Genomic DNA, 15,252 nt, shown 5'->3' with positions numbered 1-15,252 from the left:
CGCCGCTGTACGTAATCGGCCAGTAGCATTCTGTGCTTCCGATGGGCGGCCCGAGGGGAGACATGGCGGCGTTGCTGCTGCGCCGGCTGGCGCGTCACCTGGTGCTGGCCGTCCTGGCCACGAGCCTCGCCTACCTGCTGGCCGCGGTCGCGCTCGATCCGCGCGCCGGCTACGAGGGCCGGGCGCCCCGTCCGCCCGAGGCGGTCATCGACGCCCGGCTCAGCGCCCTCAACCTCAACGACCGGACGCCCCTGGCCGACCGGTACCGCACGTGGGCCGCGGGCGTCCTGCGCGGCGACTTCGGCCGTACCTGGGACGGCGACCCCGTCAACGCCGAGTTATGGCGGCGGCTCGGTGTGAGCCTGCGGCTGGTGCTCCCGGGGGCCGTCCTGGGGTGCGTGCTCGGCGTTCTCCTCGGCGCCCACGCGGCCGCTCGGCGCGGGCGGACGGCCGACCGGCTCATCACCCTCGGATCATGCGTGCTGCTGGCCGTCCCCGTGTTCGTGCTGGCAATGCTGTTGCAGATCGCCGCGACCAAGGCCAACCAGATCATGGGCGTGCGGGTCTTCGTGTGGGTCGGCGAGTCCACGCCCGGGGCGTCCTCGTGGCCGGACCGGGCACGGCACCTGGTGTTGCCGACGGCCGCGATCGCGCTCGCGCAGCTCGCCGTCTACTGCCGGTACCAGCGCGGCATGATGCTGGACGTCCTGCACGCCGACTTCGTGCGCACCGCGCGTGCGAAGGGGCTGCGGCGGCGGAGCGCCCTGCTGCGGCACGGGCTGCGCACGGCGCTGATCCCGATGACGACCTACATCGCCTATGCGTCCGGATTCCTGATCCTCGGCGGCGTGTTCGCAGAGAAGATCTTCGGCCGGCACGGGCTCGGGGAGTGGCTGGTCGACTCCATCACGCGCGGGGACGTCAACGCGGTCGCGGCGATCGAATGCGTCGCCGTGTGCGGGGTCCTGCTCGCCGGGCTGGTCTCGGACGTGCTGCACGGCGTCCTCGACCCGCGCGTCAGGGGCGCGGCGTGATCGCCCGGCCCGGGGCGGGGAACCGGCGGGTCGTCGCGGGCCTGGCCCTGCTCGCGCTGCTGTTCTCGCTGGTGTCATTCGGGCCGCTCGTGTCGCCGTGGGGCTGGGACGACACGGACTTCGCGGCCTTCCGGCAGGGGCCGTCGGCGACGCACTGGCTCGGCACGACGCAGAGCGGCCGCGACGTCTTCGCCCTCACCCTCCGGGGCGCGCGGAAGTCGCTGCTCATCGGCGTGTTCGTCGCCGTGATCTCGACCGGGCTGGCCGCCGTCGTCGGCACCGCGGCCGGCTACGCGGGCGGCCGGGTCGACCGGATCCTGATGCGGGGCGTCGACCTGCTGCTGGTCCTTCCTCCCCTCCTGATCGTCGTCGTGCTGGCGCCGCGGATCTCCGGGGGCGTGCCGGTGCTCGTGGCGTTGCTGGCCGCGTTCATGTGGATGGTCACGGCCCGGATGGTGCGGGCCATGACGGTCTCGCTGCGCGAGCGGGAGTACGTGCTGGCCGCCCGGTTCCTCGGGGTGAGCGCGCCACGCGTGATCGTCCGGCACGTCCTGCCCCAGCTCGCGTCGCTGCTGGCCGTGGACGCGAGCCTTAACGTCAGCGTCGCGATCATCGCGGAGAGCGGGCTGTCCTACCTCGGCCTCGGCGTCCGGCCGCCGGACGTGTCGCTCGGCACGCTGATCGCCGACGGCCATGGCGCCGCGGCCGTCCGACCGTGGCCGTTCGGATTCGCCGCCGGGCTGCTCGTCCTCATCGTCCTCGCGGTGAACCTCCTGGGCGACGGGCTGCGCGACGTCCTCGATCCCACCGGGGACGGACGTTGAGCGTGCTGCGGGCCACGGATCTGACGGTTCGTTACGCACCCGATGTGCGCGCCGTCCAAGGGGTGAGTTTCACGGTCGGGGCGGGCGAGGTCCTCGGGATCGTCGGTGAATCGGGCTCCGGCAAGACCGCGCTCGCCCTCGCCGTGATGGGGCTTCTGCCCGAGAGCGCTCGTGTCGCGGGCTCGGTGCGGTTGCGCGGTGAGGAACTGCTCGGGCGGTCGGAAACCGAACTGTCGCGTGTGCGCGGCAAGGAACTGTCCATGGTGTTCCAAGATCCGTCGTCCGCGCTTACGCCCGTCCACACGGTGGGCGACCAGATCGCCGAGACGGTGCGGATTCACTCTGGAGCTTCGCGCGCGGCGGCGCGTGCGCGGGCCGTCGAACTGCTCGACCTGGTCGGGATCCCGGGGGCGGCACGGCGTGCCCATGCCTACCCGCACGAATTCTCGGGCGGTATGCGGCAGCGCGTGATGATCGCCATGGCGATCGCCAACGCCCCGGCCGCGATCATCGCGGACGAGCCGGCGACCGGTCTGGACGTGACCGTTCAGGCCCAGGTCCTGGACGTGCTGCGGACGGCCCGGGAGACCACCGGCGCCGCGATCGTGCTGATCACCCACGACCTGGGCGTCGTCTCGGGGTTCGCCGACCGCGTCATGGTGATGCGCGCCGGACGTGCCGTGGAGTCGGGGCCGGTGGAGCAGGTCTACCTGAGCCCGGCGACGCCGTACACGAGCGTGCTGCTTCGGTCGATTCCCCGTATCGGTGAGCGTCGGGTCCCTCCATCCCGGCCGAAGCGTCCCGTCGTGCTGGAGGTGGACGGTCTCGTCCGTCACCACCCCCTGCACAAGGGGACGCTGCTGCTGCGGCGCCGGGCCGGGACGGTGCGCGCGGTCGACGGCATCGGGTTCGACGTCCGGGAGGGCGAGACCCTGGCGCTGGTCGGGGAGTCGGGGTGCGGCAAGACCACGGCCCTGATGGAGATACTCCGGCTGTCACGTCCGCAGGGTGGGCGTGTCTCCGTCTTCGGACAGGACACGTCGGCCTTGTGCGCCAGCGACCGGAAGGCTCTGCGACGCGATGTCCAGGTGGTGTTCCAGAACCCGTACTCGTCCTTGAACCCGCGGATGCGTGTGGAGAACATCCTCGCCGAGCCGCTGACCACGCACGGTGTACCCGCGGCGCGGGCGAGGGGCCGGGCCAGGGAACTGATGGAGCTGGTGGGCTTGGAGCCCGATCACGCCCGGCGCTACCCGCACGGTCTTTCCGGTGGACAGATACAGCGCGTCGGCATTGCCAGAGCGCTGGCCTTAGAGCCACGGCTGGTGCTCCTGGACGAACCTGTCGCGGCCCTGGACGTCTCCGTGCAGGCCGATGTCATGGCCCTTCTGAAGGGCCTGCGGAAGCGCCTCGGCATGGCGTACTTGTTCGTCGCCCATGACCTGGCCGTCGTCCATAGCCTGGCCGATCGCGTCGCCGTCATGTACTCCGGGCGCATCGTCGAGATCGGGCCGGTGGCCCGCGTGTACGGCGTGCCAGCCCATCCGTACACGCGTGCGCTGCTGGACGCGGTGCCGCTGGCTGACCCGCGCCTGGAACGGCGTCGCCGCCGCGTCCTCCTGCGGGGAGACCCACCTGATCCCGCGTCTTGGCCGGGCGGGTGCCGTTTCCGGTCCCGTTGTCCGCGCTACACCACGCTCACCGCCGTCGAGGGAGCCCTGTGCGAGGAACACGATCCCGAATCTCGTCCGGTCCCATCTGGGGAACGTCCAGTGCCATCTGGAGAAGACGTCGATCGATTGGTGGCGTGTCACCATCCCCTTGCCGAAGCGGAGGGCGGGCGGTGAAACGGACGCTCGGCGCTGTTCTCCTTGTGGCCGCAGTGCTGACCGGCTGCAGTGGCCCCGGGCCGGAGGGCTCCACGTCCCATGCGTCTGGGCGGCTGCCCGCTTCGGACGTCAACCCGACACCGCGTGAACATGTCGCGGACGGCGGGACGCTGCGCTGGCCGCTGCCGGAGTTCCCGTCCCAATGGAACTTCAACCACGTCACGGGCACCACGGGGGCCGTCGAGCGCGTCATCCGGGGCGTCCTGCCCTACCTGATGCGCGCCGATGAGAAGGCCGTCCCGCGTCCCGTCCCCGAGTACCTCCGGTCGGCATCGCTGAAGCGCACCGGGCACGGCCAGACCGTCACGTACCGCCTCAACCCGCGAGCCAGGTGGTCGGACGGGCGCCCTATCGGATACGCCGACTTCGTGGCGCAGGCACACGCGCTCTCAGGACGCGACCCGCGTTACGAGGTCTCCGCCGTCACCGGTTACCGCCGCATCAAGCGCATCGAACGAGGCCCCGGCGAACACGTGGTCGAGGTGACCTTCGATGGGACGTACGCGGACTGGCGCAGCCTGTTCAGCCCGCTCTACCCGGCCACGATGTACTCCGCCCCGCGCGCGTTCAACACCGGCTGGATGAACCGCCTGCCCGTAACGGCCGGCCCGTTCAAAGTCCAGGAGATCGACCGCACCGCCAAGACGGTGACGGTGGTCCGCGACGCCGCCTGGTGGGGTCCGCCCGCGAAACTCGACCGCATCGTCTACCGCGCGATGGACACCAGCGCGATGCCGGGCGCGTTCGCCAACAACGAGATCGACCTCATGGACATCGGCCTCGACGCGAACGTGCTGCGGCGCGTCCAAGGGGCGCGCGGCGCCGCCGTCCGCCGGGCGGGCGGGCCCGACTGGCGGCATTTCACGCTGAACGCCGCCTCGCCGATCCTGTCCGACGTGCGGGTGCGGCGGGCCGTCATGCTCGGCATCGACCGGCGCGCCATCGCCCGGTCCGACATGTCCGGCCTCGGGGTGCCCGTGCGGACGCTCGGCAATCACTTCTACGTCAACACCCAGGACGGCTACCGGGACAACTCTGCGGAGTTCGGCGTGTACGACCCGGAACGCGCGAGGCGGCTCCTCGACGAGGCGGGCTGGAGACCCCGCGGGAAGTACCGCGCCAAGGGCGGACGCACGCTGGCGCTGCGTTTCGTCGTCCCGTCCGGGGTCCCGATCAGCAAGCGCGAAGGGGAACTGGCGCGGGCGCTGCTCGAACGCGTCGGCATCCGGGTACGCATCGAGCAGGTTCCCGCCGACGACGCGTTCGAGCGGTACGTCACGCCCGGGAACTTCGACATCGTCCCGTTCTCCTGGCTGGGCACGTCGTTCCCGGTGTCGCCGATGAAATCGGTGTTCGCGCAACCGCACGGCGACCGGATCCAGCAGAACTACTCCCGCGTCGGCAGCGAGGCCATCGACGCGGCCATGGACCGCGCCATTGCGGAGGTCGATCCGGCGAGAATTCACGTCCTTGTGAACAGGGCCGACCGGCTCGTCTGGCGCCAGGCGTCGGTCTTGCCGCTGTACCAGCGCCCCCAGCTCGTCGCCACGCGCGCGGATCTGGCCAACCTCGGCGCCTGCGGCTTCTTCCAGCCCGCCTACCAGGACATCGGGTTCACGAAGCCCGCGGGGCCCCGGCCATGAGACGGTCAGGGGAACGCGAGGCGGATGCCCTTGCGGTCGCTGGTGTAACGGGCGTTCCACACGTACAGCCGCAGGGCGCCGGCGGAGAGGTCTTCGTCGACCGGGAGGTCGGAGGCGATCCGCACCACGTACGAGGCGCCCGCCGGGATCATCATGCTGCCGCTCTCGTCGATGGGCGGCTTCGACCCGTCGACCCGGGCGGTGATCTCACTGTGGTTGGGGAGCGTGCACATGTCGTCGGGGATGCCCGCCTGCGGCATGCACCGCTCCTGCGCGGACGCCGGGACCTGCTCCTTCGGCATGAACAGGTCGGCGGGATAGTCCAGCAGCACGGGCCGCCGCTGGCTGTTGGTGAGGACGTAGTCCGCGTACGCGTACGTCGTCCCCGACGGCGGGGGCTCGGTGGCGCCGAGAGGCTCCCGGGCCGTTCCGGCCTTCACGGCGGCGAGGGTGTAGCCGTAACCCTCCGGGGTGGTGAACCCGATCGGGGGACCGGTCTTCGGGACGGGCACCGACGATCTCTCGGGCGCGATGCTGCCCTGGCCGGCCAGCGTGGGCCGGGCGGCCTCCCCGCCCAGATCGTCGCCGGGCCGGATGACCACGATCGCGGCGGCCACCGCGGCGATGCCGAGGGCTCCGGTGAGGGCCCCGGCGAGCCCGAGCCTCCCCGCGTTGCGCTTCTTCCTCCGGTGGTTCGTACGGTACGGCTGGTAGCTGTTGGACATGGTTCTGCGTGCTCCCTTGGCCACTCCAGGCTCGGTAGGCGCGTCCTGTCTCAAGGAGCCAGACACGATACCGGACACCTGGATTCGGCGGCGTTCCAGGTCACGGGGTTACGAATCGGGTGCGACGAGGGCGTCGCGGCCCAATCCCCGTAGGGAGGCGTCCAGCACCTGCGCGGTGTGCGCGACCGCGATGCCGGCGCCGCGCCGGCGCAGCGCGGTGGCGATCTGCATGGAGCAGCCGGGGTTGGCTGCGACCAGTAGTTCGGCTTCCGTGGCGTCCACGTTCACCGCCTTTCGGTCGCCGAGTTCTCCGGCGGCCTCCGGCTGGAACAGGTTATAGGTCCCGGCGGAACCGCAGCAGATGTCGGGTTCGGCGATCTCCCGGACGGTCAGCTCCGGGATCGCGGCCAGCAGCGCCCGGGGCTGGCTGCGGATGCCCTGCGCATGGGCGAGGTGGCACGCGTCGTGGTAGGCGACCGTGACCGGTAGTGGTCGCCGCTCCGCGCGGGGCCCGAGTTCCACGAGGTACTCCGCGAGGTCCCGGGTCTTGGCCGACAGCGCCTCCGCCCGCGACGCCCAGGCGGGATCGTCGGCCAGCAGCGCCCGGTACTCCTTCATCGCGGACCCGCAGCCCGCGGAGTTCACCACGATGACGTCGACGGACTCGAACGTCTCGACCGTCCGGCGGGCGAACGCGCGGGCCTCGTCCTCGCGGCCGGAGTGCATGGACAGCGCGCCGCAGCAGCCCTGGTCGCGAGGGATGAGCACGTCGCAGCCTTCGAGGGCCAGAACACGGGCGGTGGCCGCGTTGACGCCGGGGAAGAACTCGCTCTGCACGCAGCCGGTCAGCATCCCGACCGTGGCGCGGTGCTCACCACGCGCGGCGACGCGTTCGGGCAGCCTCGGCGCCCTGCCCAACGGCGGCGCGAGCCGTTCCATCGCGGCGACCGACGGCGAGATGCGTTCCAGGACGCCGCTACGTCGGACGAGCCGTTCCAGACCCGACTTCTGGTACGCGCGCAGAGGGCCGCGCAGAGCACGAAGCCTCCGCTTGTACGGGAACAGCTGGAAGACCATCTCCCGTATGGCCCGCTCCTTGAGCGAACGCGGGTGCTCGCGTTCGACGGTGGCGCGGGTCATCTCGATGAGCCGGTCGTACTGCACGCCGGACGGGCAGGACGTCACGCACGCCATGCATCCAAGGCAGGCGTCGAAATGCTCGACCATCGCGCCGCTGAGGGGCTCCCCCTCCGCATGCTGCTGCATGAGGTGGATGCGGCCTCTGGGCGAGTCCATCTCCTCGCCCCACAGCACGTACGTCGGGCACGTCGGCAAGCAGAAACCGCAGTGCACGCAGTCGCTGAGCAGTTTCGGCAGGTCATCCTGGGCGCTCATCAGATACCTCCAACGAAACGGCCGGGGGACAGCCGGTGATCCGGGTCGAACTGGTCCTTCACACGCCGCATCAGCGCGAGCGCCGGGATCGGGCCCCACACGTCGATTCCGCCGCGCACCTCTTCGGGCGCGTAACGGACGACCGCGCCGCCGCGGTGCCGGGCCAGCGCGTCCCGCAGGCGGCCCAGGACGTCGGCGACGTCGTCCGGCGACGACCCGGCGGGCAGACCCACATGGCCGTGCCCGCTGCCGCTCCACGTGGCGGCGGCCTCTGGGCCGAGCATGGTGAGAAGGTCGCGGAGGGCGGGCGGCGGGGCGTTGACGTCGATGAGGGTGGTGCCGTCCGGGTACCGTCCCCAGCCGTCGGGCGCGGTCTCGGCGACCTCGGCGTTCTCGCCGAGCAGTTCTGCGGTTTGCCGAGCGCGCGCGGCGACGCCGTCGGGGACGCCTTCCAGGAACACCGCGACCGTCCCCGGGCTGAGGTATTCGACCGCGCTGGCCGCCACGGGGGAGTGGAGGACGGTCTGGACGGCGTCGTGCGCATCCTCGGGCCCGCTCACGGCGCACGTCACATACGCGGTGGCCGCTGGGACGGGATGCAGGCGGAACGTGGCGTCCACGATCAGGCCGAGGGTTCCGTACGAGCCGCAGAAGAGCCGCCCCAGGTCGTACCCGGCGACGTTCTTGACGACTTTGCCGCCGGATCGGGCGACCTGACCGTCCGCGCGGACGATCGTGAGCCCGATGACCAGGTTGCGGGGCGTCCCGTACAGCGAACGGAGCGGACCGGCCGCGCCCGTGGCGATCGTCCCGCCGACGGTGGAACCCGGCAGGGGAACGTCGAGGGCGAGCCGCTGACCGCGTTCCGCGAGTTCCTCGCCCAGCCGTTCCATCGGCAGGCCCGCCTCCGCCTTCGCGACCAGATCTCCCGCGGCGTGCTCTATGAGGCCGTCCAGCCGATGGGTGTCGACGAGCAGATCGCACCGCTCCGGGGGCGTCCCCCAGTCCAGGCGGGTCTCGGCACCACGCGGGACGACGGCCAGACCCTTCTCGGCGGCGACGCGCATGACGTCGGCGGCTTCGGCCAGGTTCTTCGGCGCGGCGACGAGAGCGGGCTCGACACCGAGCACGCCCTCCGCCGGCTCACCGGGCCGTACATCGCCGCAGACCTTCGCCAAGGCGTCCAGGGGCCGCATCAGAAGAGGTCCGCCTTTCCTTCGTACGGGTGGGGGCCCTTGCGCACGCCCGGGACCTCGCCGCACAGGCGCGGCGTGGGGAACACCTTGCCCGGATTGCACAGCCCCGCGGGATCGAATCCGCAGCGGACCATCTGCATGGTGTCCAGATCGGTTTCGGTGAACATGCGCGGCATGTAGCGGGACTTGTCCACGCCGACGCCGTGCTCGCCCGTGATGGAGCCGCCGTGCTCGATGCAGAGGTCGAGGATCGCGCCGGACACCGCCTCCGCGCGCTCCTCCGCGCCCGCCTCCGCGTCGTCGAACAGCACCAGCGGATGCAGGTTGCCGTCGCCCGCGTGGAACACGTTCGCGACCCGCACCCCCGACTCGGCCGACAGCGCGTCGATGCGCGCCAGGACCTGCGGGAGCGCCGTCCGCGGGATCACGCCGTCCTGGACGAGGTAGGCGGGGCTGATGCGGCCGACCGCGGCGAACGCGGACTTGCGCCCCTTCCAGATCAGCGCCCTCTCCTCGTCGTCGGCGGCGATGCGGATCTCGAAGGCGCCCGCGTCCCGGCACAGCCGCTCGACGTCGGCGAACTGCGCCGCGACCTCCGGTTCCGGGCCGTCCAGCTCCACGATCAGCACCGAGCCGGCGCCCGGCGGATACTCGCAGCGCACCGCGGCCTCCGCCGCCTCGATCGACAGCGCGTCCATCATCTCGATCGCCGCCGGGACGACGCCCGCGCCGATGATCGCCGACACCGCGGCGCCGCCGGCCTCGATCGAGTCGAACGCCGCCAGCAGCGTCTGCACGGTCTCAGGGACCCGGGTGAGCCGCACGGTGATCTTGGTGGTGATGCCGAGCGTGCCCTCGGCCCCGACGAACACGCCCAGCAGGTCGTAGCCCGGCGCGTCCGCCGACAGCTCCGCCAGCTCCCCGTCCGGCGTGACGACCTCGCAGGCCAGCACGTGATGCGCGGTGAACCCGTACTTCAGGCAGTGCGCGCCGCCGGAGTTCTCCGCCACGTTCCCGCCGACCGAGCAGATCTGCTGGCTCGACGGGTCGGGCGCGAAGTAGTACCCGTACGGGCGGACGGCGCGCGTCACGTCCAGGTTGATCACGCCGGGCTCCACCACGGCCCGCTGCCCCGGGATGTCGATCTCCAGGATCCGGCGCATCCGGGACGTGACGATCAGGACGCCGTCCGTGCGGGGCAGCGCGCCGCCGGACAGGCCCGTCCCCGACCCGCGGGCCACGTACGGGACCCCGGCCGCCGCGCATTCGCGCACGACCGCGGCGACCTGCTCGGCGGTGTCGGGCAGCACGACCACACCGGGCGTCGCCCGGTGGTTGGTCAGCCCGTCGCAGTCGTACGTCCGGAGCCGCACCGGGTCGGTGATGACCCAGTCGGCCCCGACGAGCGCCTCCAGCCGCAGGCCGAGCGCTGTGAGTCGTGGTTCCACTTCTCCACCATCCTCCCGGCCGCGGACCCATCGCAAGATCGGGCCGGACGACCCGCGGTCGTCCGGCCCGTGTTCCGGTGGACGGGTCCTACGGGAACTGCTGGTAGGCGGGGGTGGTGAGGAATTCAGAGTACTCGTCGGCGAGGGTGACCTCCTTGAAGAGGGTCACGGCCTGGTCGTAGCGGGGCTCGTTGTAGGCGTCGCCCAGTTCGGCCCGGATCTTGCCGAGCTCCTCGTCGAGGAGCCGCTCGACCCACTCCTTGGTGATCTTCTTGCCCTCGGCGGTGGAGACGCCGTTGTAGATCCACTGCCAGACCTGCGAGCGGGAGATCTCGGCGGTCGCGGCGTCCTCCATCAGGTTGTGGATCGCGACCGCGCCGGCACCGTCCAGCCAGGTGGCCAGGTAGCGCAGCGCCACGTCGATGTTGTTGCGCAGCCCGGTCTCGGTGATGTCGCCGGGGGTGGCCTTGATGTTGAGCAGGTCGGCGGCCGAGACCTCGACGTCCTCGCGGAGCCGGTCGCGCTGGTTCGGCTTGTCGCCGAGGACGCCGTCGAAGACCTCCCGGCAGATCGGGACGAGGTCGGGGTGGGCGACCCAGGAGCCGTCGAAGCCGTCGCCGGACTCGCGGGTCTTGTCGGCCCGGACCTTCTCCAGGGCGACCTTGTTGACCTCCTCGTCGCGGCGGGACGGGATGAACGCCGCCATGCCGCCGATCGCGTGCGCGCCGCGCTTGTGGCACGTCCGGACGAGCAGCTCGGTGTAGGCCCGCATGAACGGGGCGGTCATCGTGATCGCGTTCCGCTCGGGGAGGATGAAGTCGGCGCCCCGGTCCCGGAACTTCTTGATCACCGAGAAGAGGTAGTCCCAGCGGCCGGCGTTCAGGCCGGCGGAGTGCTCGCGCAGCTCGTAGAGGATCTCCTCCATCTCGAACGCGGCCGGGATCGTCTCGATCAGCACGGTCGCGCGGATGGTGCCGCGCGGGACGTCCAGGTGGTCCTGGGCGAGGTTGAACGCGTCGTTCCAGAGCCGCGCCTCGAGGTGGCTCTCCATCTTCGGCAGGTAGAAGTAGGGGCCCTTGCCCTTGTCGAGCTGCCGGCGGGCCGAGTGGAAGAAGTACAGCCCGAAGTCGAACAGGGAGCCGGACATGGGCTCGCCGTCGATGAGGAGGTGCTTCTCCTCCATGTGCCAGCCGCGCGGCCGGACGACGATGGTCGCGAGTTCCCCGTCGGCCTTGAGGGCGTAGGACTTGCCGCTCTTGGCGTCGGTGAAGTCGATGGCGCGGTCCAGGGCGTCGCGCAGGTTGAGCTGCCCCTCGATCATGTTGTCCCACAGCGGCGTGTTGGCGTCCTCGAAGTCGGCCAGCCACACCTTGGCGCCCGAGTTGAGCGCGTTGATGGTCATCTTCCGGTCCGTCGGGCCGGTGATCTCGACGCGGCGGTCCTCCAGGCCGGGCGCGGGGTCGGCGACCCGCCAGGAGTCGTCGCTCCGGACGCCCGCGGTCTCGGGCAGGAAGTCGAGCGTGCCGCCCGCGGAGAGCTTGCGCTGCCGCTCCGCACGGGCCTCCAGCAGCTCCTTGCGCCGGGCGCCGAACGCGCGCTGCAGGGCGGCGAGCAGGCCGAGCGCCTCGGGGGTCAGGATCTCCTCGTACCGCTCGCCGAGGGGTCCGTTGACCTCGATGCCTTCCAGTCCAGCCATCAGCCTGCCCTTTCGTATAGCGAAATTCCACTTCTGTTATGTGGAGAACGGTACTCGGCGGTCCCGAGTCCGGTCAAAGCGGGTCCGTTGCCTCACACCTCCCCGCGCGCGCTTGCGTCAACCCATGCCGATAAGCACGTGACCACCGTGGATGGTGCGTGAGACGATCGCCGGGAAGATACAGCCGCACCGCGGCGTTCTACTGAGGACATATGACTGAACCTTTCTCTGCAGACCAGACCCAGCATCCGGACGAGTTCGAGAGCCGGGACGCGGCCGAGTTCGAGCCCATGACGGGCGAGCTCGACCTTGAGGACCGGCGGGCCCTGCGGCGCGTCGCGGGCCTGTCCACCGAGCTGACCGACGTCACCGAGGTCGAGTACCGCGCCCTTCGGCTGGAGCGGGTCGTCCTCGTGGGCGTCTGGACGGAGGGCACGGCCGAAATGGCCGAGAACTCCCTGCGCGAGCTGGCACTCCTCGCCGAGACCGCCGGCTCGGAGGTCCTCGAGGGCCTCGTCCAGCGCCGTTCCCGTCCCGACCCGGCCACCTACATCGGCTCCGGCAAGGCCGCGGAGCTGCGCGACACCGTCATCTCCACCGGCGCCGACACCGTCATCTGCGACGGCGAGCTCGCCCCGAGCCAGCTGCGGCACCTGGAGGAGACCGTCCAGGTCAAGGTGATCGACCGGACCGCCCTCATCCTGGACATCTTCGCCCAGCACGCCAAGAGCCGCGAAGGCAAGGCGCAGGTCGAGCTCGCGCAGCTCAACTACCTGCTGCCGCGGCTGCGCGGCTGGGGCGGGAACCTGTCCCGGCAGGTCGGCGGCCGCGCCGCCGGCGGCATCGGCATCGGCGGACGCGGACCCGGCGAGACCAAGATCGAGCTGGACCGGCGGCGGATCCGCACCCGGATGGCCAAGCTGCGCCGGCAGATCGAGGGCATGTCCAAGGCCCGCGACACCAAGCGCGGCGAACGCCGCCGCCACGCGGTGCCCGCCGTCGCCATCGCCGGCTACACCAACGCGGGCAAGTCGTCCCTGCTCAACCGGCTGACCGGCGCCGGGGTCCTGGTGGACAACGCGCTGTTCGCCACCCTCGACCCCACCGTCAGGCGCGCCGAGACGCCCGGCGGCCGCGCCTACACCCTGGCCGACACCGTCGGGTTCGTCCGGCACCTGCCGCACCAGCTCATCGAGGCGTTCCGCTCGACGCTGGAGGAGGTCACCGACGCCGGGCTGATCCTGCACGTCGTGGACGGCTCCGACGCCGACCCCGAGGCGCAGATCGACGCCGTCCGCGAGGTGCTGCGCGAGATCGACGCCGACGGGATCCCCGAGATCATCGTCATCAACAAGGCCGACGCCGCTGACGACCTGGCGATCGCCCGGCTCCAGCGCCGGGAGCCGCACAGCGTCGTCGTGTCCGCCCGCACCGGGTTCGGCATCGAGGAGCTGCGCGCGGCCATCGAGGCCGACCTGCCCGGGCTGGAAAGCGAACTGCGTGCCCTGGTGCCCTACGAGCGCGGCGACCTCGTCGCGCAGTTGCACGAGCGCGGCGAGGTGCTCAAGCAAGAGCATCTGGCCGAGGGCACCATGCTCCACGTCAGGGTTCCGGCCGACCTCGCCGGGGAGCTCTCCCGCTACGAGGCCGTGACCCCGAGCGTCTGACGACCCCGCCGGGTGCAACCGCCCGGCGGGGTTTCGGCTCGGTTCGGGACGGTGTTCGGACGCGTCTGGAAGCCGTCCCTTGGCCCATCCTGGTTCCCGAACGGTGACAGCTTGTCCAATCGGCTTGACGATGCGGTTGAAATCCGTACGGTCGTAGAGCTAGGGGCGGAGTGACGGCTGTCGATGCGCTGCGATCAGAGGTTGTCGGGCGGGCCTTCAGTGCACTACCGTGACGAAACCGATATCTCCGGTCTCGTGCCAGTGGTGGTCGCCCGACCACCCGACCCACCAACGGTGAGTCGCCGGCACCCAGTCGGCGTTTCGGATCGAGAGCAGGTGGCCCACTCCATGAAAGATCCAAGCGCCGGAACGAGAACTGGTGGCCCGCCTCGGCTCCACGGCAGGGCCGCACACCGGAGCGAGAGCGGCCGGCCCGAACCGACGCCCCCCGGCGCCCGGAACCGCGCTTTCGAGCGCATGGCCCAGTCCAGGCCGGTGACGCCATGACCGTACGGCTGTTGACGAACATCGGCAGGCTCTGGACGGGCACCGACGTCTGCAGCAACGCCGCGGTGCTCATCCACGACGACCGCATCGTCTGGGCCGGGCCCGCCTCCGACCTCCCGCAGCGCGTCCCCGGCATCATCGACGACATCGTCGACGTCGACCACGTGGAGAACCTGGGCGGCGGCCTGGTCACGCCGGGCCTCATCGACGCCCACTCCCACCCCGTGTACGCGGGCAACCGGTGGGCCGAACTCGCGATGCGCACCAGCGGCTCGTCCCACTCCGCCATCGCCGCCGCGGGCGGCGGCGTCAACTCCACCGTGACCGTCACCCGGGGCACCGACCCGTGGACGCTCTGCAACGGCGTCCGCGAACGGCTCCGCCAGTGGATCCTCGCCGGGACGACCACCGTCGAGGCCAAGACCGGGTACCACCTCACCCGAGACGGTGAACTCGCCGACATCCGCATGCTGCGTTCGCTCGAAGGCGAACCGTCCATGCCGCGCATCCACGCCACGTTCCTGGCCGCGCACATCCTGCCGCCGGAGTTCTTCGGCCGCCGCCGCGACTACATCGAGGCCGTCCGGCTGTGGGCCGGCGACGCCGCCGTGGCCGGCGCCGACTCGATCGACGTCTACTGCGACGAGGGCCACTTCACCGCCGAGGAGGCACGCGCCCTCCTGCTCACCGGCAAGCGGGCCGGCCTGAAGGCCCGCATGCACGCCTGCGCCAACGAGCGCATCGGCGCCGCCCAGGTCGCCGCCGAAGTCGGCTGCGCCTCCGCCGACCTGCTCACCCAGGCCAACGACGACGACATCAAGGCCCTCGCGCACGCCGGCGTCACCGCCACCGTCTGCCCCGGCAGCGCCCTCAACAGCAGCCGCGCCCCCGCCCCCGTCCGGCAGATGCTCGACCGCGGCGTCACCGTCGCCCTCGGCACCGACCACAACCCCGGCCAGTGCGGCATCACGTCCATGCCCCTCGTCATCGGCCTGTCCGTCGCCATGTTCGGCCTCAGCGTCACCGAGGCCCTGCGCGCCGCCACCCTCGGCGGCGCGGCCGCCCTCCGCGTCGGCGACCGCGGCTCCCTCGCCCCCGGCATGCTCGCCGACATCGTCCTGTGGGACGCCGACCACGAAGGCGCGTTCGCCTGGGCCTTCGGCCTCCGCGCCCTGCGCATCTGGCGCGGCGGAGTCCCCGTCCAGCCCTGACGCACCGTCCCGGCGGC

The 15,252-nt window shown here is 71.4% G+C and carries 11 protein-coding genes; 6 read left to right on the top strand and 5 right to left on the bottom strand.

What is annotated here, in order from left to right; genetic code table 11:
- Window positions 1-62: 62 nt before the first annotated feature.
- The 4 genes from AB0C35_RS04790 to AB0C35_RS04775 are packed head-to-tail and all read left to right on the top strand — an operon-like array spanning window position 63 to window position 5,390.
- On the top strand, window positions 63-1,034 hold the full coding sequence (locus AB0C35_RS04790) for an ABC transporter permease (protein WP_358450596.1): 972 nt from the start codon (window positions 63-65) through the stop codon (window positions 1,032-1,034).
- Window positions 1,031-1,858 (top strand): ABC transporter permease, encoded by an 828-nt coding sequence (locus AB0C35_RS04785; RefSeq protein WP_358450593.1) that lies wholly within the window; start codon window positions 1,031-1,033, stop codon window positions 1,856-1,858. The genes AB0C35_RS04790 and AB0C35_RS04785 overlap by 4 nt, the downstream gene beginning before the upstream one ends.
- Complete coding sequence (locus AB0C35_RS04780) at window positions 1,855-3,705, top strand: ABC transporter ATP-binding protein (protein ID WP_358450590.1); 1,851 nt, start codon at window positions 1,855-1,857, stop codon at window positions 3,703-3,705. Before AB0C35_RS04785 ends, AB0C35_RS04780 begins: the two co-directional genes overlap by 4 nt.
- Window positions 3,702-5,390 (top strand): ABC transporter family substrate-binding protein, encoded by a 1,689-nt coding sequence (locus AB0C35_RS04775; RefSeq protein ID WP_358450587.1) that lies wholly within the window; start codon window positions 3,702-3,704, stop codon window positions 5,388-5,390. Before AB0C35_RS04780 ends, AB0C35_RS04775 begins: the two co-directional genes overlap by 4 nt.
- Window positions 5,391-5,395: 5 nt before the next feature.
- Here AB0C35_RS04775 and AB0C35_RS04770 read toward each other — a convergent pair whose 3' ends face one another.
- From AB0C35_RS04770 to aceB, 5 genes are all read right to left on the bottom strand, one after another.
- A complete protein-coding gene (locus AB0C35_RS04770) occupies window positions 5,396-6,115 on the bottom strand; it encodes a hypothetical protein (RefSeq protein WP_358450584.1) in 720 nt (239 codons plus the stop codon).
- Between the two features lie 108 nt (window positions 6,116-6,223).
- Window positions 6,224-7,510, bottom strand: a complete 1,287-nt coding sequence (locus AB0C35_RS04765) for a heterodisulfide reductase-related iron-sulfur binding cluster (protein ID WP_358450581.1) — start codon at window positions 7,508-7,510, stop codon at window positions 6,224-6,226.
- The gene (locus tag AB0C35_RS04760; protein ID WP_358450578.1) at window positions 7,510-8,706 is read right to left on the bottom strand and encodes an FAD-binding oxidoreductase; all 1,197 of its coding nucleotides are present in this window, start codon (window positions 8,704-8,706) and stop codon (window positions 7,510-7,512) included. The genes AB0C35_RS04765 and AB0C35_RS04760 overlap by 1 nt, the downstream gene beginning before the upstream one ends.
- Window positions 8,706-10,154: an FAD-linked oxidase C-terminal domain-containing protein gene (locus AB0C35_RS04755; RefSeq protein ID WP_358450575.1), complete on the bottom strand. Its 1,449-nt coding sequence runs from the start codon at window positions 10,152-10,154 to the stop codon at window positions 8,706-8,708. Before AB0C35_RS04755 ends, AB0C35_RS04760 begins: the two co-directional genes overlap by 1 nt.
- Before the next feature lie 88 nt (window positions 10,155-10,242).
- Window positions 10,243-11,850 carry a malate synthase A gene (gene aceB, locus AB0C35_RS04750; RefSeq protein WP_358450572.1) on the bottom strand — a complete coding sequence of 536 codons (1,608 nt, stop codon included), beginning with the start codon at window positions 11,848-11,850 and terminating at the stop codon, window positions 10,243-10,245.
- Between the two features lie 290 nt (window positions 11,851-12,140).
- Here aceB and hflX point away from each other — a divergent pair, with 290 nt between their 5' ends.
- Both hflX and hutI read left to right on the top strand, forming a co-directional pair.
- Entirely contained in the window at window positions 12,141-13,517 is a 1,377-nt protein-coding gene (gene hflX / locus AB0C35_RS04745) for a GTPase HflX (protein WP_358451107.1), read from the top strand.
- 503 nt (window positions 13,518-14,020) lie between these two features.
- Window positions 14,021-15,235 (top strand): imidazolonepropionase, encoded by a 1,215-nt coding sequence (gene hutI, locus AB0C35_RS04740; RefSeq protein WP_358450569.1) that lies wholly within the window; start codon window positions 14,021-14,023, stop codon window positions 15,233-15,235.
- Window positions 15,236-15,252: the final 17 nt, after the last annotated feature.

The organism is Spirillospora sp. NPDC048819 (assembly GCF_040650055.1).
Classification (GTDB): Bacteria; Actinomycetota; Actinomycetes; order Streptosporangiales; family Streptosporangiaceae; genus Spirillospora.
The sequence above is the reverse complement of the archived record's forward strand: the minus strand, read 5'-3'. Positions and strand labels throughout refer to the sequence as shown.